Here is an 18849-nt window from a genome sequence, read left to right on the forward strand (position 1 = left end):
CAGGGGTCAGGGCTTGACGCTGACCTTGGAGTAATCCTGGCGCCCGAACGGGCTCACCTGATACCCCTCGACATTCTTGCGGGTCAGCGCAAACGCGGTCGGGTGCGCCAGTGGCAGCCAGAGCGCCTGTTGCTGGATCTGCGCCTGGGCCTGCTGGTACAGCTTGCTGCGCACGCCTTGTTCGCTGGTGGTCTTGCCGGCGCTGATCAGCTTGTCCAGCGCCGGGTCGCAGTAGCGGGCAAAGTTGGTGCCGGACTTCACGGCTGCGCAGGAGAACTGCGGCGTCAGGAAGTTATCCGGGTCGCCGTTGTCACCGGCCCAGCCCATGAACAGCAAGTCGTGCTCGCCGGCCTTGGCGCGGCGGATCAGTTCGCCCCACTCGATCACGCGGATTTCAGCCTGGATGCCGACCTTCGCCAGGTCCGCCTGCAGCAGTTGTGCGCCCAGGCTGGGGTTGGGGTTCAGCAGGCTGCCCGACGGCCGGGTCCAGATCGTGGTCTTGAAGCCATCCTTGAGCCCGGCGCGATCCAGCAGTTGCTTGGCCTTGGCAATGTCCTGCGGATAGCCCGGCAGGTCCTTGGCATAGCTCCAGGTATTGGGTGGGTAAGGGCCGTTGGCGGCTTCGGCGGTGCCTTCGAATACGGCCTTCAGATAGCTGGCCTTGTCGAAGGCCAGGTTGATCGCCTGGCGAACTTCCGGCTTGTCCAGTGGCGGATGCTGGCTGTTGATGGCGACAAACGCGGTCATGAAGGCCGCGGTTTTCTCGATCTTCAGGTCGGCGTCTTTTTGGGCGGCATCAATATCCAGGGGCTTGGGCGACAAGGCGATCTGGCACTCGTCGCGACGCAGTCTCTGCAGGCGCACGTTGGCGTCCGGGGTGATCGCAAAGATCAGGTTATCTACCGCAGGCTTGCCGGCGAAGTAATCCGGGTTGGCCTTGTAGCGAATCGTCGCGTCCTTCTGGAAACGCCCGAAAATGAACGGCCCGGTGCCGATAGGCTGGCTGTTGAGCTTCTCCGGGGTGCCGGCCTTGAGCAGTTTGTCGGCATATTCCGCCGGGTAGATCGAGGCAAAGCCCATGCTCAAGGCGGCGAGGAAGGTCGAATCGGCGTGGTCCAGGGTGAAGCGCACGGTCAGCGGGTCGAGGGCGTCGATCTTCTTGATCAGCGTGGGCAACTGCAGCGACTGGGCGTGGGGGAAGCCGCTCTGGGCGATCTTGTGCCAGGGGTTGGCCGGGTCGAGCATGCGCTCGAAGCTGAAGCGCACGTCTTCGGCGGTCAGGCTGCGGCTTGGCGTGAAGTAGTCAGTGCGGTGGAATTTAACGTCCGGGTGCAGCTTGAAGGTGTAGGTGAGGCCGTCCGGCGACACTTCCCAGCTGTCCGCGAGGCTCGGGACCAGCTTGCCGCTGGTGGCGTCGAAGTCCACCAGGCGGTTCATCAATACGTCTGCCGAGGCGTTGGTGGTGGTCAGCGAGTTGTATTGCACCACGTCGAAGCCTTCGGGGCTGGCTTCGGTGCAGACGCTCAGGGTAGTGGCCGCCTGGGCGTGTGCAGCAATAAAAAGAGGGGCTAGCAATAGCGGTAGGGCAGCGAGGCGCATATTCGGTTTCCTTTGCAGATCGAAGGCCCATCTGCGAGTGCAGTCTGGAAAAGTCCTACCGTAGTGGGCTGATTGACAAATGACTAGCCCATTTTTGCCTGTGCTTTTGCCGCAAATACTGTTTTGATGGCGCCTCAGGTCGTTTTGCCGAGCACTTTGCAGTGCGCGCGGGCGCTGAAAATCATTCTGTGCGACGAGCGGTTAGCTTCTATAGCGGCCCACCCTGGCAACGGTTCAGGCGTCCATGGCCTGGATTTACGCGTATAAAAGTACACGGCCTGTTGTTGCACTGGGGTCTTTCTGGTATAAAGCAGCGCTCTTTTCTAGGGGCCCGGTTCCTTCGCTAGTAGGTGTAGCCGGTAAGACCCTAAAGAAACGCGGCGCCTGGCGCCAAATGACTGAGAGATTAAGCGGCCAACCCATGCCGGGTTGGGCATGTGGTTTTAGAGGGCTGAGGCATGTCGAGAGTCTGTCAAGTTACCGGTAAGGGTCCGGTGACTGGGAATAACATTTCCCACGCAAACAACAAAACCCGTCGTCGTTTCCTGCCAAACCTGCAGCATCACCGCTTTTGGGTTGAAGAAGAGAAACGTTTTGTTCGTCTGCGCGTATCTGCCAAAGGCATGCGTGTTATCGACAAGCGCGGCATCACTGTCGTGCTGGCCGAACTGCGCCGCGACGGCAAAATCTAAGGAGCTAAATCATGCGTGAATTGATTCGAATGATCTCTAGCGCCGGTACTGGTCACTTCTACACTACCGACAAGAACAAGCGTACTACCCCGGACAAGCTCGAAAAGAAAATGTTCGACCCGCGCGTTCGCAAGCACGTGATCTACAAAGAAGGCAAAATCAAGTAATTGGTTTTCTTTCTTGTGAAAAAAAGCCCGTATCTCACGATGCGGGCTTTTTTTTGTGCCTGATAAATGATCAGGCCTTTTCTTCGAACACCACGTAGATCTTGCGGCAGGGTTCCAGCACTTCCCAGGTGCCGCTGAAGCCGGCCGGAATGACGAAGCGATCACCGGCCCGCAAGGTCTTGGCGTTGCCGTCGGCATCGCGCAACACCGAAACACCCTGCACGATCTCGCAATACTCATGCTCGGTGTAGTTGACCTTCCACTGTCCGACTTCACCTTCCCAGACCCCGGCGCTCATCTGGCCGCACGGACTGTTGTAGTGGTTGTAGACGGTTTGCTCCGGGTCGCCCTTGAGGATTTTCTCCGCAGCCGGACGGTAGCGATCAGGCTCGGTCCTGGCCTGGCTGAAGTCGACGATATTCTGGATGTTCATGGGCGTGTCCCGTCTGGCCTGCGGTTGGAGAGCTCAAAGTCTATGTTTATTAAAATGAACATCGCAAGGGCGTTTGCTGCCGTTATGTCAAATATATTGAAACATCCATCGCCGCTGGTTTAGGGTGGCAGCTGCCTTGAGCCGAACAGCTGGCTGGCCGGGCAAGAATTCTTCGAAGGTGCCTGGGTACATCGCCCGGCCCTTGTATTCAATAAGAGGAGGACACTCGCATGACCACCCTGACCCGTGCCGACTGGGAACAACGCGCCAAGGATCTGAAGATCGAAGGCCGCGCCTACATCAATGGCGAATACACCGCCGCCGTTTCCGGCGACACGTTCGAATGCCTGAGCCCAGTCGATGGCCGCCTGCTGGCAACCGTTGCCAGCTGTGACGTCGCCGACGCCCAGCGTGCCGTAGAAAACGCCCGTGCCACGTTCAATTCCGGTGCCTGGTCGCGCCTGGCGCCAGCCAAGCGCAAAGCCACCATGATCCGTTTCGCCGGCCTGCTCAAGGCCAACGCCGAAGAGCTGGCACTGCTTGAAACCCTGGACATGGGCAAGCCGATCAGCGACTCCCTGAACATCGACGTCCCAGGCGCGGCGCAAGCGCTGAGCTGGAGCGGCGAGGCCATCGACAAGATCTACGATGAAGTCGCAGCCACCCCTCACGACCAGCTGGGCCTGGTGACCCGTGAGCCCGTCGGCGTTGTTGCGGCCATCGTGCCGTGGAACTTCCCGCTGATGATGGCCTGCTGGAAACTCGGGCCGGCGTTGTCCACCGGTAACTCGGTGATCCTCAAGCCGTCTGAAAAATCACCGCTGACCGCCATCCGCATCGCTGCCCTCGCGGTTGAGGCCGGCATCCCGAAAGGCGTGTTCAACGTGCTGCCGGGTTATGGCCATACCGTGGGCAACGCCCTGGCGCTGCACATGGACGTCGACACCCTGGTGTTCACCGGTTCCACCAAGATCGCCAAGCAACTGCTGATTCGCTCCGGCGAGTCGAACATGAAGCGCGTCTGGCTGGAAGCTGGCGGCAAGAGCCCGAACATCGTGTTTGCCGATGCCCCGGACCTGCAAGCCGCCGCCGAGTCCGCGGCCGGCGCCATCGCCTTCAACCAGGGCGAAGTGTGCACCGCCGGTTCGCGCCTGCTGGTGGAGCGTTCGATCAAGGATAAATTCCTGCCGCTGGTGATCGAGGCCCTCAAGGCCTGGAAGCCGGGCAACCCGCTGGACCCGGCCACCACGGTCGGTGCGCTGGTGGACACCCAGCAGATGAACACCGTGCTGTCGTACATCGAAGCCGGGCATGCCGATGGCGCCAAGCTGGTGGCCGGCGGCAAGCGCACGCTGCAGGAAAGCGGTGGCACCTATGTCGAGCCGACGATTTTCGACGGCGTGACCAACGCCATGAAGATCGCCCAGGAAGAAATCTTCGGCCCGGTGCTGTCGGTGATTGCCTTCGACAGCGTGGAAGAAGCCATTGCGATCGCCAACGACACCCAATACGGCCTGGCCGCTGCGGTGTGGACGTCGAACATCTCCAAGGCGCACCTGACTGCCAAGGCCCTGCGTGCCGGCAGCGTATGGGTCAACCAGTACGATGGCGGCGACATGACCGCACCGTTCGGTGGTTTCAAGCAGTCGGGTAACGGCCGCGACAAGTCGCTGCACGCGTTCGACAAGTACACCGAGCTGAAGGCGACCTGGATCAAGTTGTAAGCCTCCAGGAACACCGCTGTAAAAAATGTGGGAGCGGGCTTGCTCGCGAATGAGGTATCACAGTCGCTGATGTATTGACTGGTACACCGCATTCGCGAGCAAGCCCGCTCCCACACTGTTTTGTATGATCTCCAAATCATCCACAGGAGCGTGGAAATGCGTTGGGCGACCTATTTCGCCGTGTTGGCGTCGGTCTTGAGCGTGGGCCTGGCCTTGGGCGTGAGCATGCCGCTGGTGTCCCTGCGCCTGGAAAGCTGGGGCTATGGCAGCTTCGCCATCGGAGTCATGGCGGCGATGCCGGCCTTCGGTGTGCTACTGGGTGCCAAGGTCTCCAGCGGCCTGGCCTCGCGCCTGGGCACGGCGAACCTGATGCGCCTGTGCCTGTGGGCGGGGGCGATTTCCATCGGCTTGCTGGCGGTATTGCCCAGCTACCCGGTATGGCTGGTGTTGCGGCTGATGATCGGGGTGATCCTGACCATCGTGTTTATCCTCGGCGAAAGCTGGATCAACCAACTGGTGATCGAACGCTGGCGCGGCCGTCTGGTGGCGCTGTATGGCTGCAGCTATGCCTTGAGCCAGCTGTCGGGCCCGTTGCTGCTGGGCGCGCTGGGTACGGACAACGATATTGGCTTCTGGGTGGGTGTCGGTCTGCTGACGTGCTCGCCGATCCTGCTGCTGGGCCGTTCCGGTGCGCCGACTGCCGAGTCTTTCAGCGTGACCTTTGGCGACCTGCTGCGCTTCTGCCAGGGCTTGCCGGCGATTGCCTGGGCGGTGGCGTTGTTCGCCGCATTCGAGGCGATGATTCTTACGTTGTTGCCGGTGTATTGCCTGCAACAGGGTTTCACCGCCGAGATTGCTCTGGCGATGGTCAGCACGGTGGTGGTCGGTGATGCGTTGCTGCAACTGCCGATTGGCGCGCTGGCGGACTACCTGCCTCGGCGCACGCTGTTTCTCGGCTGCGCGCTGATGCTGCTGGTGACGAGCCTGGCGATTCCGCTGTTGCTCGATACGCTGATGATCTGGCCGGTGTGGGTGCTGTTCGGGGCCAGCGCCGGCGGGTTATTCACCCTGTCGCTGATCCTGATTGGCGAGCGCTACCGCGACGACGCACTGGTGCGCGCCAATGCGCATATCGCGCAGCTGTGGGGCATTGGCTGCCTGATCGGCCCGCTGGTGGCCGGTGCCGGCAGCCAGTGGATCAGCGGGCATGCGTTGCCGTTGTTGATGGCGGCGGGGGCGTTGGGGTTGGTGATCCTGTTGCTGCGCCAAGGTGCGTTCGGCGCCGCACAACCCGCCTGAACTTGAAATGCGATCAGCTGTGGGAGCCGGGCTTGCCCGCGATGGCGGAGTGTCAGCACCGGATACGTAAACTGACACTCCGCCATCGCAGGCAAGCCAGCTCCCACAGGTCCCGTCGCTGTTCTTAAAGCATGCGTTCCAGCCCGACGGATGTAGCAAACCAGGCATTGAACCGGCGCCACCAACTGCCGGGTTCGCGGGTCAGGGTGTGCAGTTGGCCGTTGTCTTCGGTCACCCATACCACCTGGCCATCCTGCAGCTTCGCCTGATAGCTCAACGGGGGCGCCATGCCCTCCAGTGCCAGGTTGCGCACGTGTTCCGCCAGTTCGGGACTGTCCACCAGCACCCCGACTTCGGTGTTCCACAGCACCGAGCGCGGGTCGAAGTTGAATGAGCCGATGAAGGATTTCTCCCGATCAAAGATGATCGCCTTGCTGTGCAGGCTGGAATCCGAACCGTGGAATGTACCTTTGCGGAACAGATGAGGTCCGCTGCCGCCACCGTCTCCCGGCTGGCGACGCAACTCGTATAGCTTCACCCCGTGTTCCAGCAGCGCCTTGCGATAGGGCGCATAACCGCCGTGCACGGCCGGTACGTCGGTGGCTTCCAGGGAATTGGTCAGCAGGCTTACCGATACACCGGCGTCCGCGCGACCGGTCAGGTATACCAGGCCAGGCTGGCCTGGAACGAAGTAAGCCGAAATCATCATCAGCTCATGGCTGACACCTTCCAGCTCGGGCGCCAGTTGGGTGGTCAGCAGCAGCCGTGGATCCGGATCGGCCTTGGCCAGCACCTTGCTCGGCGCATCCCACAGCGCCTGGTTCCAGGCCCAGATCAGCTCGCGACGCCAGATGTCCATGCGCGGCTGGGTCTTGTAGGTGCGCAGGCGGTTGTACAGGGCATGGTTTTGTTGGCGAGACTCGGCAAGGGAATCTTCCAGGCGTACGCGGGCACTGGCCAGGTCGCCTTTGGAAGCGCTGCTGACGAAGTCACCAATGGGTTTGCTCAGGGCACTGTTCCAGTACTGATCGAAACTGTGGCCGAGTTGCTCGGCCACCGGGCCCACGCTGAGCATGTCGATATCGGTGAAGTTGAGGTTGGGCTCGGCGTCGAAATACTCATCCCCCAGGTTGCGCCCGCCGACGATGGCCACGCTGTTGTCTGCCAGCCACAGCTTGTTGTGCATGCGCCGGTGTTGCAGCGACAGGTCGAACAGCCGCGCCATGGCCCGCGTCACGCCGGTGCTGCGGCCCAGGTGCAGCGGGTTGAACAGGCGAATCTGGATCTGCGGGTGGGCGGCGAGGGTGGCGATGATCTGGTCCAGGCCGTCGCTGGTGGTGTCGTCCAGCAGGATGCGCACGCGCACGCCACGGTCGGCGGCCTTGAGCAGTTCATCCACGAGCATGCGGGTGCTGATGCCGTCGTGGACGATGTAGTACTGCAAGTCGAGGCTGGTCTGGGCGTTGCGGATCAGTTCGGCGCGGGCCATGAAGGCTTCGCTGCTGTTGGGCAGCAGGCGGAACCCGGAGCGGCCTTTGTAGGGAGCGGCCTGGGCCTGGATCGAGCGGCCGAAGGAAGATTCGCTGGCCGGCAGCGCCTCGCTTGGTGTGCGTGGCGCGTCGATGGTGGCGCAGCCGCCCAGGGCCAGGATGCCCAGCAGGAAAAACGGTAATAGCCGGTGGGTCATCAATGACATAGGTTCCGAATCAGGGCGATTGTCGGCATATGACGGCTATTTCCCGTAAAAGGTCAGTCCATCGCTTCGGCCAGCAACCGGATGGCGGTCGCGCCGACCTTGCGTACAGCCTCTTCAATCTGCGGCGTTGGTTTGGCAGCGTAGTTCATGCGCAGGCAGTTCCTGTACTTGCCGGAGGCGGAAAAGATACTTCCCACTGCAATCTGTACACCTTCATCCACCAGCAGCCGGTTGAGTTTCAGGGTATCGAAGCCTTCCGGCAGTTCCACCCACAGCATGAAACTGCCCTGGGGGCGGCTGGCGCGGGTGCCCGCCGGGAAATAGCGGCTGACCCAATCGAGCATCAGGTCGCGATTGCGCTGGTATTGCGTGCGCATCCGCCGCAAATGTGGCTCGAAATGTCCACCTTTCAGAAACTCGGCAATTGCGATCTGCGGCTGGGTCGCGGTGGAGCCGGTGCTGATGTATTTCATGTGCAGCACACGCTCCAGATAGCGACCGGGTGCGACCCAGCCAATCCGCAGGCCGGGTGCGAGGGTCTTCGAGAAAGAGCTGCACAGTACGACGCGGCCATCTTCGTCGAAGGACTTGATGGTGCGTGGCCGCGGGTAGCTGTAGGCCAGTTCGCCATACACGTCGTCTTCGATGATCGCCACGTCAAAGCGCTGGGCCAGGGTCAGCAGTGCGCGTTTGCGCGACTCCGGCATGATGTAGCCCAGTGGGTTGTTGCAGTTGGGGGTCAACTGTATGACTTTGATCGGCCATTGTTCCAGTGCCAGTTCCAGCGCTTCCAGGCTGATACCGGTGAGTGGGTCGGTGGGGATTTCCAGGGCTTTCATGCCCAGGCCCTTCAGGGTTTGCATGGCGCCGTGGAAGCTTGGCGAGTCGACGGCAACGATGTCGCCGGGCTCGCAAATGGCGTGGATGCTGGCGGACAGGGCCTCGTGGCAGCCGGTGGTGATCACCAGCTCCTGGGGCGTCAGTTGGCAGCCTGAATCGAGCATCAGGCGGGCAATCTGTTCACGCAGGTCCAGGTTGCCGTGGATAGTGTCGTAATACAGCCCCGGCATGTCCTGGCGCCGACTGATCCGAGCGAGGCTGCGTAGCAGGGGTTTCATGGTCGGCGACAATACATCCGGCATGCCCCGGCCCAACTGTATGGCGTCTTTGCGTGGCACCGCGCGGATCAGCTCCAGCACTTGGTCCCACTGGGAAATTTCCACCGGGCGCTGGGCCGGGCGGCCTACGGCGGGCAATGCCGGCAAGTCGCGGCCCACCGGTACGAAGTAGCCGGATTTGGGTTTGGGCATCGCCAGGCCGTTGTCTTCCAGTACGCGGTAGGCCTGCTGCACGGTGCTCAGGCTGACCCCATGCTCCACACTCAAGGCCCGAACTGACGGCAATCTGTCGCCCGGGCGATAGAAGCCCTGCTCGATGCGCGTGCCCAACAGTTCGGCGAGGTTGACGTATAGGGTCATGGCGGTGCTTCCCGGTTACCAGTACAGATAGGCCGAAAATACAGGATTCAGCGGCCGATAGGCAGTATCTGTATGGATTTAATACAGGGTGGTTGAATCTGTCATGGTTTTACGCGCCGGCTCATCCTACGTACTCATGGCAACACGTTAATGAGGGGCAGGAAAATGAGCGGTATGAGCGATGTGCGGTTGGCGTTACACAGTCAGGAACTGGAAGCCGGGCAGGAGCGGCGCATGGCGGCGCGTACCAAGGCCCCCACACTCAGTTCATGGGCGTTGTTCTGGCACCGCATGCATACGCGCAAAACCTTGCTGGAGCTGACCCCCGAGCAACTGCGAGACGTAGGCTTGAGTGCCGAGCAGGCGCGCCGGGAAGGCTTGAAGCCCTTCTGGCGCGGCTGATTCAGACCAGTTCTTTCAATCGGTGCCAGAGCATTCCCAGCGCCAGCAGCGGCGAGCGCAAATGCTTGCCGCCCGGGAAAGTGATGTGCGGCACCTTGGCAAACAGATCAAAGCGCCCGCTTTGCTGGCCGCTGATGGCTTCGCCCAACAGTTTGCCTGCCAGGTGGGTGGCGTTGAGGCCATGGCCGGCATAGGCCTGGGCGAAATACACATTGGGCTGGTCGGCCAGCCGGCCAATCTGCGGCAGGCGGTTGGCGCCAATGCCGATCATCCCACCCCACTGGTAGTCGATTTTCACGTTGGCCAGTTGTGGGAACACCTGCAGCATTTTCGGACGCATATAGGCACCGATGTCCTTCGGATCCCGTCCGGAGTAATGGCAGGCACCGCCGAACAGCAAGCGTCGGTCGGCTGACAGCCGGAAGTAATCCACCGTCACCCGCTGGTCACACACCGCCATGTTTTGCGGCAGCAACTCGGCTGCCTGGGCTTCGCTCAAGGGCTCGGTGGCGATGATGTAGCTGCCGGCGGGCAGCACCTTGCCGCTCAGATGCGGGTTCAGGCCGTTCAAATAAGCATTGCAGCCCAGCACCAGGGTCTTGGCGCGCACATTGCCCTGGGCGGTGTGTACGTTGACCTCCGGGCCGTAATCGATCCGCACCGCCTCGGAATGCTCGAACAACCGGACGCCCAACTGCTGTGCAGCGGCTGCCTCGCCGAGGGCCAGGTTCAGCGGGTGCAGGTGGCCAGAGCCCATGTCGATCATGCCGCCAACATAGCGGTTGGAACCGATCACACTGCGCATCTCGCTGGCTTGCAGCAGGCGCACTTCATGGCGATAGCCAAGGCCTTGCAGCTCTTCGGCGTCGGCGGCCAGGTGTTCCAGGTCGCGGGGTTTGTTGGCCAGGTCGCAGTAGCCCCAGGTCAGGTCGCAGGCGATCTGCGAACGTTCGACCCGCTGGCGCACGATTTCCACGGCTTCCAGGCCCATCAATTTCATCTGGCGCACGCCCTCGGTGCCGATGACGTTGGTGAACTGATCCAGGCCATGACCGACGCCACGAATCAGTTGCCCGCCATTGCGCCCGCTGGCGCCCCAGGCAATCTTGCGGGCTTCCAGCAGGACCACGCTGAAACCCCGTTCAGCCAGTTCCAGAGCGGTGTTGAGCCCCGAAAAGCCGCCGCCGACCACGCACACATCGGCCACGATTTCACCTGTCAGCACCGGATAATCAGGCTGCGGGAAACTGCTGGCGGCGTAGTAGGAATTGGCGTGCCGGGCGCTGGCGGTCATGGGGAGCATCCCTGTTTGGAAAATTTGACGCAGGATACAGCGGTCGGGCGAAGCTGTCTCACCGGGGGCTTTTAGGGCAGAATCCACGCCTATTCGCCGTTCGGTCCCTATGTCGATGAGTTGCAACAGTCAGAAAGTCAACGCGCTGCGCCGGCAGATTCCCTCGTTCGAGTGCGTCCCGGGTTGCCACGACTGCTGTGGGCCGGTAACCACGTCCCCCGAGGAAATGTCGCGCCTGCCGCGCAAGACCGCTGCCGAGCAGGAAGCGGCGATGGACGAACTCAACTGCGTGCACCTTGGCCCCAATGGCTGCACCGTGTACGACGAGCGCCCGCTGATTTGCCGCTTGTTCGGCACCACGCCGACCTTGCCATGCCCCAACGACCGCCGCCCGGTGGAGTTGATCCACCCACGGGTGGAAAAGCAGATTCATGCGTACATGGCGTCGACGCGTCAGGTATTGGTCTAGCGGATGTCCCCGATCAACTAGTGTGGGAGCGGGCTTGCTCGCGAATGCGGTGGATCAGTCAATACATCAGGTGACTGACACTCCGCATTCGCGAGCAAGCCCGCTCCCACATTGGCCTGTGGTGCTGTCTTAATCCGGGATCGGCAGGTTCAGGCTCTCTTTCACCTCTTCCATCACGATATAGCTCTTGGACTCCCGAACGTGGGGCAGCTTGAGCAGGATATCGCCGAGCAATTTGCGGTACGACGCCATCTCCGAAATGCGCGCCTTCACCAGGTAGTCGAAATCCCCCGACACCAGGTGGCACTCCAGCACGTGGGGCAGTTTCAGCACGGCGCGTCGGAATTCTTCAAAGGTGTCGCCGGACTTGTAGTCGAGGCTGATCTCGACAAACACCAGCAGGCTACCCTTCAAATGCTGCGGGTTGAGCCGGGCGTTGTAGCCCATGATGATCCCTTCGCGCTCCAGGCGCCGGACCCGCTCGGTGCACGGCGTGGTCGACAGCCCGACCTTTTCCCCCAGTTCAGTAAACGAAATTCGCCCGTCGGCCTGCAGGATGCGCAGGATGTTGCGGTCGATCTTGTCCAGCTCCCGCTTGGTCTGAGTGTTGGTCCGCATAGGGGATGCTCCTCCGTGAAAAGGGTTTTTGCCGAGAATTGTCGCCAAATATAGGCAGTTATATAGTGAAATGCACTGGTGATTGCTTTTTATACTGCCCACATCTTTGTGCTGAACAACAAACGTCAGCGGTCAAGCCGTGATGAGGGAATAAAAATGCGCGTTCTGGTCTTGGGTAGCGGTGTCATTGGCGTGGCCAGTGCCTACTATTTGGCACGAGCTGGTTTTGAAGTGGTCGTGGTCGACCGTCAGCCGGCTGTGGCCATGGAGACCAGTTTCGCCAACGCCGGGCAGATCTCGCCAGGCTACGCCTCGCCATGGGCTGCGCCGGGTGTGCCGCTCAAGGCCATCAAATGGCTGCTGGAGCGCCATGCGCCCCTGGCGATCAAGGCCACCGCCGATATCGACCAGTACCTGTGGATGGCGCAGATGCTGCGTAACTGCACCGCCAGCCGTTATGCGGTGAACAAGGAGCGCATGGTGCGCCTGTCCGAATACAGCCGCGATTGCATCGACGAGCTGCGTGCCGAGACCGGCATTGCCTACGAAGGCCGCACCCTGGGGACTACTCAGCTGTTCCGCACCCAGGCCCAACTGGACGGTGCCGCCAAGGACATCGCCGTGTTGAAAGAGTCCGGTGTGCCTTACGAGCTGCTGGACCGCGCCGGCATTGCCCGGGTTGAACCAGCCCTGGCCAGCGTCACCGATATCCTCGCCGGTGCCCTGCGCCTGCCGAACGACCAAACCGGCGACTGTCAGATGTTTACCACCCGTCTTGCCGACATGTGCAAGCAATTGGGTGTCGAATTCCGCTTCGAGCAAGATATCCAGCGCCTGGACTACGCCGGTGACCGGATCAACGGCGTGTGGATCGACGGCAAGCTGGAAACTGCCGACCGCTACGTGCTGGCCCTCGGCAGCTACTCGCCGAAATTGCTCAAGCCGCTGGGAATCAAGGCGCCGGTGTACCCGCTCAAGGGTTACTCGATGACCGTGCCGATCACCAACCCGGCGATGGCCCCGAACTCGACCATTCTCGATGAGACCTACAAGGTCGCGATCACCCGTTTCGACAACCGTATTCGCGTCGGTGGCATGGCCGAGATAGCCGGTTTTGACCTGTCGCTGAACCCGCGTCGGCGGGAAACCCTGGAGATGATCGTCAACGACCTTTATCCTCAGGGCGGTGATTTGAGCCAGGCCAGTTTCTGGACCGGCCTGCGCCCGACCACCCCAGACGGCACGCCGATTGTCGGTGCTACCCCGTTCAAAAACCTGTTCCTGAACACCGGCCACGGCACCCTCGGTTGGACCATGGCCTGTGGCTCTGGTCGTTTGCTGGCCGATTTGATGGCGAAGAAAACCCCGCAGATCAGTGCCGAAGGCCTCGATATTTCCCGTTATGGCAACCACCAGGAGTCCGCAAAACATGTCAATCCAGCGCCAGCTCACCAATGAGCGCATGAGCCAGATCGTTGTTCACAGCGGTACCGTGTATCTGGCAGGGCAGGTCGGCGACGACATGAGTGCCGGGATTGAACAGCAGACCCGCGAAACCCTCGTCAATATCGAGCGTTTGCTGGACCTGGCCGGTACCGACAAGACCAAGCTGCTGTCGGTGACCATCTACCTGAAAGACATTGACGCCGATTTCGCGGGGATGAACGCGGTATGGGACAAGTGGCTGCCAAAAGGCGTCGCGCCGGCCCGTGCCACGGTTGAAGCGAAACTCTGCGAACCGGAAATCCTGGTGGAGCTGTCGGTTGTGGCCGCTCTGCCGTAAGCAAAAATCCTCTCCCGGTGCCTGCGTTGTCAGCGGGTACCGGTTTTTTCTTCCCACCGCCGCCTAGAAGCCTGCCGCCATGCGTCCTGCCCGTGCCCTGATCGACCTCCAAGCCCTGCGCCACAATTATCAACTGGCCCGTGAAGTCACGGGCGGGGCCAAGGCCCTCGCCGTGATCAAGGCCGATGCCTACGGCCACGGTGCCGTGCGTGTTGCCCAGGCGCTGGAAGCCGAGGCGGACGGGTTTGCCGTGGCCTGCATCGAGGAAGCGCTGGAGCTGCGGGCCGCCGGGATTCGCGGGCCGGTGCTGTTGCTCGAGGGTTTTTTCGAAGCCGACGAGCTGCCGCTGATCATCGAGCATGATTTCTGGTGCGTGGTGCATTCGCTGTGGCAGCTGGACGCGATTGAACAGGCGCAACTCAGCAAGCCGCTGACCGTCTGGCTCAAGCTTGATTCGGGCATGCACCGCGTTGGCTTGCACCCCAAGGATTATCACGACGCTTACCAGCGCCTGCTGGCCAGCGGCAAAGTCGCGAAGATCGTGCTGATGAGCCACTTCGCCCGCGCCGATGAGCTGGACAGCACCAGCAGCGAAGAGCAAGTAGCGGTGTTTGAAGCGGCGCGCCAGGGCTTGTCGGCCCAGGTCAGCCTGCGCAACTCGCCGTCGGTGCTGGGCTGGCCGAACGTTTCCAGTGACTGGGTACGCCCGGGCATCATGCTCTACGGCGCCACGCCGTTTGGCGAAGACCAGGCCATCGCCGCGCGTTTGCAGCCGGTGATGACCCTCGAATCGAAAGTCATCTGCGTACGTGAACTGCCGGCCGGCGAACCTGTGGGCTATGGTGCCAGGTTCATTACCCCGAAACCGATGCGCATCGGGGTAGTTGCCATGGGCTACGCCGACGGCTACCCGCGCCACGCACCCACCGGCACCCCGGTGCTGGTGGCCGGCCAGCGCAGCCAGTTGCTGGGCCGTGTGTCGATGGACATGCTGTGTGTCGACCTGACCGACGTGCCCCAGGCCGGGCTCGGTTCCACCGTCGAATTGTGGGGCAAAAACATCCTCGCCAGTGACGTTGCCACCGCCGCCGACACCATTCCGTACCAGATCTTCTGCAACCTGCGCCGAGTGCCACGGCTCTATTCCGGCGCTTGAGCGGCACCCACGAATGGCAGATCCCGGGATTTAGGCCAAAGTGTTGTAAATACTGAACGCTGTCGCCATGATAACGCTCAATTACAACAACGCCTGAATCCTAGGAGGCTCCTGCATTGGACGTCGGCGAACGACTGCAATCCATCCGTAAACTGAAAGGTCTTTCCCAGCGTGAGCTAGCCAAGCGCGCGGGCGTCACCAACAGCACCATTTCGATGATCGAAAAAAACAGTGTCAGCCCCTCCATCAGCTCCTTGCGCAAGGTGCTGGGCGGCATTCCCATGTCGATGGTGGAGTTCTTTTCCGAGGAGATCCTCCAGGAAAAACCGACCCAGATCGTCTATAAAGCCAATGAGCTGATCGATATCTCCGACGGCGCCGTCACCATGAAACTGGTGGGCCGCGCGCACCCGAGCCGGGCGATTGCGTTCCTCAACGAGATCTACCCGCCAGGTGCTGATACCGGCGAAGAGATGCTCACCCACGAGGGCGAGGAAACCGGGATCCTGGTGGAAGGTCGCCTGGAGCTGGTGGTTGGCCTTGAAACTTTTGTGCTCGAAGCCGGCGATAGCTACTACTTTGAAAGCACCAAGCCGCACCGTTTTCGCAATCCGTTCGAAGTGCCGGCGCGACTAATCAGCGCAGCCACACCCGCGAACTTTTAAGAAAAGAGGCGTCCTGCCTATGTCGCAGAGACGCCCGTAGCAGCATTCTGCCTTGCTGAATCTCCCCTTGGTTAATAGGGTTGTTTCGGCGGGGCGGGCTAACCGTTATACTTTCGCCGCCTGCGAAACCGTGGCCGCAGGCGTGAATAGCCACCATTGAGGGTGAACGCGTGAACCTAATTATGAAAATGCTGGCTGCACCAGCAACCGTACTGGCCCTATGGGCTGTCAGCGCTCAAGCTGCGACCAATGATGAAATTGCCAAGCGCCTGGAGCCTGTAGGCCAGGTGTGCGTCCAGGGGCAAGAGTGCAAGGGGATGGAAGTGGCAGTGGCTGCGGGCGGCGGCGGCGGTGCGAAATCGCCGGATGACGTAATCGCCAAGCACTGCAACGCTTGCCACGGTACCGGCCTGTTGGGCGCACCGAAAATCGGTGACACCGCCGCCTGGAAAGACCGCGCGGACCATCAGGGTGGCCTCGATGGCCTGCTGGCCAAGGCCATTACCGGCTTGAACGCCATGCCGCCAAAAGGCACCTGCGCCGATTGCTCGGATGCCGAGCTTAAAGGCGCGATCGAGAAGATGTCGGGTCTGAAATAAACCGATCTTCGCCAAAAGAGCCGCTGACCAGCGGCTTTTTTGTGCCCGCGATTTGCCTTTTGAGGCTGTTCTTTGCAGCAAAGACCCGGCAAGCTCGGTCCAACCCCAATTCATGGAATGTTCGGGAGAAGTCGGATGGTGCAGTTGTGTTCAATCGAGCAAGCAGTCGACGACGTACTGGCACGGCTGCCGGCGCATATTCACATGGGCATGCCCCTGGGCCTGGGCAAACCCAACCTGTTCGTCAACGCGCTGTACCGGCGTATCGCCAAGCTGCCGGACCGGGCGCTGACCATCTACACAGCCCTGGCCCTGGGTCGCCCTACCTTGGGCGATGGTTTGCAGAAGCGCTTTCTCGAGCCCTTTATCGAACGTGTCTTCGGTGACTATCCCGAGCTGGACTTCCTCGCCGCACTGCGCAAGGACAGCCTGCCGTCGAACATTCACGTGCAGCAGTTCTTCATGCAGCCCGGCAGTTTGCTCCACAGCCTCTCGGCGCAGCAGGATTACGTCAGCAGCAACTACAGCCACGCTGCCCGTGATATCAATGCCGCCGGCCTGAACCTCGTCGCGCAATTGGTGGCCAGCAGCGCTGAACATCCGGATCGCCTGAGCCTGAGCTGCAACCCCGACATCACCCTCGACCTGTTGCCGATGATCGCTAAGCGCCGCGAGGCCGGTGAAACCATCCTGGTGGTGGGCCAGGTTCACAGTGATTTGCCCTACATGCCCGGCGACGCTGAGCTGGGCATGGATGAGTTCGACTTCCTGATCGACGAGAAGGACAGCACCACGCTGTTCTCCACCCCGAACATGCCGGTGGGTTTCCAGGATCACTTTATCGGTTTGCACGCCAGCACCCTGGTGCGCGACGGCGGTACCTTGCAGATCGGCATCGGCTCCATGGGCGATGCACTGACTGCGGCCTTGCTGGCGCGCCAGGCCGATAACGAGGCGTATCGCCTGTTGCTCACCGACCTGGATGTGTACCAATGGGCACCGCTGATCAGCCACGAAGGCGGAGTCGCGCCGTTTGCCCGTGGGCTGTACGGTTGCAGCGAAATGTTCGTCAATGGCCTGCTGGTGCTGGCCGATGCCGGGATTGTGCGGCGCAAGGTATACCCGGACGTCGCGACCCAGGAGCGGGCCAACGCCGGCACCCTGGACGAAGCGGCACAGACCGACGGCATCTCTGTGCATGGCGGCTTCTTCCTCGGGCCTCGTAGCTTTTACGAGCGTTTGCGGGACTTGCCACAGAGCAAGCGCCTGGAATTCAACATGACCCGCATCAGCTACATCAACGAGCTGTACGGCCAGGAAGAACTCAAGCGTTTGCAGCGCCTGGATGCGCGCTTCATCAACAGCGCGTTTACCGTGACCCTGTTGGGCGCGGGCGTGGCCGACCAGTTGGAAGATGGCCGCGTGCTCAGCGGTGTTGGCGGGCAATACAACTTTGTCGCCCAGGGCCATGCGCTGGAAGGCGCGCGCTCGATCCTGATCCTGCGCAGCTGGCGCGAATCGGGCGGCGAGGTCAGTTCCAATATCGTCTGGGAATACGGGCACTGCACGATTCCGCGGCACCTGCGAGACATCGTCATCACCGAATACGGCATCGCGGATTTACGCGGACAGACTGATGCCAGGGTGATCGAGGCGCTGCTGAATATCACCGACTCACGGTTCCAGGAAGACTTGATCGAGCAGGCGCAAAAGGCCGGGAAGTTGCCGAAGGATTTCCAGCTGGATCCGCGGTTTGCCGACAACACGCCGGAGCGTTTGCAGGGGATTCAGGCGCGGCATCCACGGCTGTTCCCGGAGTATCCGCTGGGCAGTGACTTCACGGATGAAGAGCGGGATTTGTTGCGGGCGTTGAACTGGCTCAAGAGCAAATTCAAGCTGACGGAGATTCTGGAGCTGGGCAAGGCAGCGCTGGATGCACCGGAGCCGGAAGCGTTTCCCGAGCATTTGGTACGGATGCGACTGGATAAGCCGGAGGGGTTGAAGGAGGACTTGTATCAGCGCCTGTTGCTAGCGGGCCTACAAGCTACCGCGCACTAACAAACACAGGAGATCAAATGTGGAGCGGGCTTGCTCGCGAAAGCGGTGGATCAGTCGACCTATCCGGTGACTGACACACCGCTTTCGCGAGCAAGCCCGCTCCCACATGTTTAACCGTGCCCGCACCGATTACTCGATAAAGGTCACAACCCCACCCGCCAACGACTGCACCCGTGCCAGCGACTCAACCCGGTAACCCTGGGCATCCAGCTCCGCACGGCCACCCTGGAACGACTTCTCGATCACAATCCCCAAGCCAGCCACGGTCGCGCCGGCCTGTTTGATGATCGAGATCAGCGCCTGGGACGCCTTACCGTTGGCCAGGAAGTCATCGATGATCAGCACGCGGTCGCTGCTGGTCAGGTGGCGCGGGGAGATCGCCACGGTGCTTTCGGTTTTCTTGGTGAAGGAATACACCGTCGCCGACAGCAGGTTTTCGGTCAGGGTCAGGGACTGTTGCTTGCGCGCGAAAATCACCGGCACGCCGAGGTTCAGGCCGGTCATGATCGCCGGTGCAATGCCCGAGGCTTCGATGGTGACGATCTTGGTGATCCCCGAATCCTTGAACAACGCAGCGAACTCGTCACCGATCAGTTTCATCAGCGCCGGGTCGATCTGGTGGTTCAGAAAGGCGTCGACCTTGAGTACCTGATCGGAAAGCACGATGCCTTCTTCGCGAATTTTCTTGTGCAGTGCTTCCACGAAAGCTTCCTCTGT

19 protein-coding genes are annotated in these 18849 nt (G+C 61.2%); 12 read left to right on the plus strand and 7 right to left on the minus strand.

All coding sequences use genetic code 11. The features are described 5' to 3' along the window. Window positions 1-6: 6 nt before the first annotated feature. Window positions 7-1599, minus strand: coding sequence for an ABC transporter substrate-binding protein (locus HX873_RS07355; protein ID WP_008439424.1), 1593 nt, complete (start codon window positions 1597-1599; stop codon window positions 7-9). Window positions 1600-2057: 458 nt separating this feature from the next. Between HX873_RS07355 and rpmB the strand changes: the two genes are divergently transcribed. Next, window positions 2058-2291: a 50S ribosomal protein L28 gene (rpmB, locus tag HX873_RS07360; RefSeq protein WP_003213263.1), complete on the plus strand. Its 234-nt coding sequence runs from the start codon at window positions 2058-2060 to the stop codon at window positions 2289-2291. An 11-nt stretch (window positions 2292-2302) separates the two neighbouring features. Then, window positions 2303-2458, plus strand: a complete 156-nt coding sequence (gene rpmG / locus HX873_RS07365; RefSeq protein ID WP_003176906.1) for a 50S ribosomal protein L33 — start codon at window positions 2303-2305, stop codon at window positions 2456-2458. Window positions 2459-2528: 70 nt separating this feature from the next. On the opposite strand, the gene HX873_RS07370 is transcribed toward rpmG, so the two are convergent. Next, on the minus strand, window positions 2529-2891 hold the full coding sequence (locus HX873_RS07370) for a cupin domain-containing protein (protein ID WP_003213261.1): 363 nt from the start codon (window positions 2889-2891) through the stop codon (window positions 2529-2531). 230 nt (window positions 2892-3121) lie between these two features. Between HX873_RS07370 and HX873_RS07375 the strand changes: the two genes are divergently transcribed. Both HX873_RS07375 and HX873_RS07380 read left to right on the plus strand, forming a co-directional pair. Then, window positions 3122-4615, plus strand: a complete 1494-nt coding sequence (locus HX873_RS07375) for an aldehyde dehydrogenase (protein WP_003213259.1) — start codon at window positions 3122-3124, stop codon at window positions 4613-4615. Between the two features lie 156 nt (window positions 4616-4771). Then, window positions 4772-5914, plus strand: a complete 1143-nt coding sequence (locus HX873_RS07380) for an MFS transporter (RefSeq protein WP_102370161.1) — start codon at window positions 4772-4774, stop codon at window positions 5912-5914. Window positions 5915-6038: 124 nt separating this feature from the next. Here HX873_RS07380 and HX873_RS07385 read toward each other — a convergent pair whose 3' ends face one another. Beyond that, entirely contained in the window at window positions 6039-7601 is a 1563-nt protein-coding gene (locus HX873_RS07385; RefSeq protein ID WP_003208738.1) for a phospholipase D family protein, read from the minus strand. Window positions 7602-7663: 62 nt separating this feature from the next. Then, window positions 7664-9088 carry a PLP-dependent aminotransferase family protein gene (locus HX873_RS07390; protein WP_177122528.1) on the minus strand — a complete coding sequence of 475 codons (1425 nt, stop codon included), beginning with the start codon at window positions 9086-9088 and terminating at the stop codon, window positions 7664-7666. A gap of 165 nt (window positions 9089-9253) precedes the next feature. Between HX873_RS07390 and HX873_RS07395 the strand changes: the two genes are divergently transcribed. Next, a complete protein-coding gene (locus HX873_RS07395) occupies window positions 9254-9490 on the plus strand; it encodes a DUF1127 domain-containing protein (protein ID WP_023659297.1) in 237 nt (78 codons plus the stop codon). Between the two features lies 1 nt (window position 9491). Here HX873_RS07395 and HX873_RS07400 read toward each other — a convergent pair whose 3' ends face one another. Further along, window positions 9492-10784 (minus strand): FAD-binding oxidoreductase, encoded by a 1293-nt coding sequence (locus HX873_RS07400; protein ID WP_177122529.1) that lies wholly within the window; start codon window positions 10782-10784, stop codon window positions 9492-9494. 115 nt (window positions 10785-10899) lie between these two features. On the opposite strand from HX873_RS07400, the gene HX873_RS07405 reads away from it, so the two are divergent. Next, window positions 10900-11253: a YkgJ family cysteine cluster protein gene (locus HX873_RS07405; RefSeq protein WP_003208747.1), complete on the plus strand. Its 354-nt coding sequence runs from the start codon at window positions 10900-10902 to the stop codon at window positions 11251-11253. A gap of 129 nt (window positions 11254-11382) precedes the next feature. Here HX873_RS07405 and HX873_RS07410 read toward each other — a convergent pair whose 3' ends face one another. Then, entirely contained in the window at window positions 11383-11871 is a 489-nt protein-coding gene (locus HX873_RS07410) for an Lrp/AsnC ligand binding domain-containing protein (protein ID WP_003206849.1), read from the minus strand. A gap of 156 nt (window positions 11872-12027) precedes the next feature. On the opposite strand from HX873_RS07410, the gene dadA reads away from it, so the two are divergent. The 6 genes from dadA to HX873_RS07440 all read left to right on the plus strand — a co-directional run bounded on the left by dadA (window position 12028) and on the right by HX873_RS07440 (window position 18132). After that, entirely contained in the window at window positions 12028-13329 is a 1302-nt protein-coding gene (gene dadA, locus HX873_RS07415) for a D-amino acid dehydrogenase (RefSeq protein WP_177122530.1), read from the plus strand. Then, complete coding sequence (locus tag HX873_RS07420; protein WP_003208752.1) at window positions 13301-13654, plus strand: RidA family protein; 354 nt, start codon at window positions 13301-13303, stop codon at window positions 13652-13654. Before dadA ends, HX873_RS07420 begins: the two co-directional genes overlap by 29 nt. A 79-nt stretch (window positions 13655-13733) precedes the next feature. Next, window positions 13734-14810 carry an alanine racemase gene (gene alr / locus HX873_RS07425; RefSeq protein ID WP_102370158.1) on the plus strand — a complete coding sequence of 359 codons (1077 nt, stop codon included), beginning with the start codon at window positions 13734-13736 and terminating at the stop codon, window positions 14808-14810. Between the two features lie 116 nt (window positions 14811-14926). Continuing rightward, entirely contained in the window at window positions 14927-15475 is a 549-nt protein-coding gene (locus HX873_RS07430) for a cupin domain-containing protein (RefSeq protein ID WP_003208755.1), read from the plus strand. Window positions 15476-15657: 182 nt separating this feature from the next. Then, entirely contained in the window at window positions 15658-16074 is a 417-nt protein-coding gene (locus tag HX873_RS07435) for a cytochrome c5 family protein (protein WP_003208757.1), read from the plus strand. A gap of 135 nt (window positions 16075-16209) precedes the next feature. Further along, window positions 16210-18132: an acetyl-CoA hydrolase/transferase C-terminal domain-containing protein gene (locus tag HX873_RS07440; protein WP_003208758.1), complete on the plus strand. Its 1923-nt coding sequence runs from the start codon at window positions 16210-16212 to the stop codon at window positions 18130-18132. A gap of 129 nt (window positions 18133-18261) precedes the next feature. Here the strand turns inward: HX873_RS07440 and HX873_RS07445 are convergent, their stop codons facing one another. Further along, a complete protein-coding gene (locus HX873_RS07445; RefSeq protein WP_008439415.1) occupies window positions 18262-18834 on the minus strand; it encodes a xanthine phosphoribosyltransferase in 573 nt (190 codons plus the stop codon). Window positions 18835-18849 lie beyond the last annotated feature (15 nt).

Origin of the sequence: Pseudomonas sp. P7758 (genome assembly GCF_013386485.1) — a bacterium.
Taxonomy (GTDB): Bacteria; Pseudomonadota; Gammaproteobacteria; order Pseudomonadales; family Pseudomonadaceae; genus Aquipseudomonas.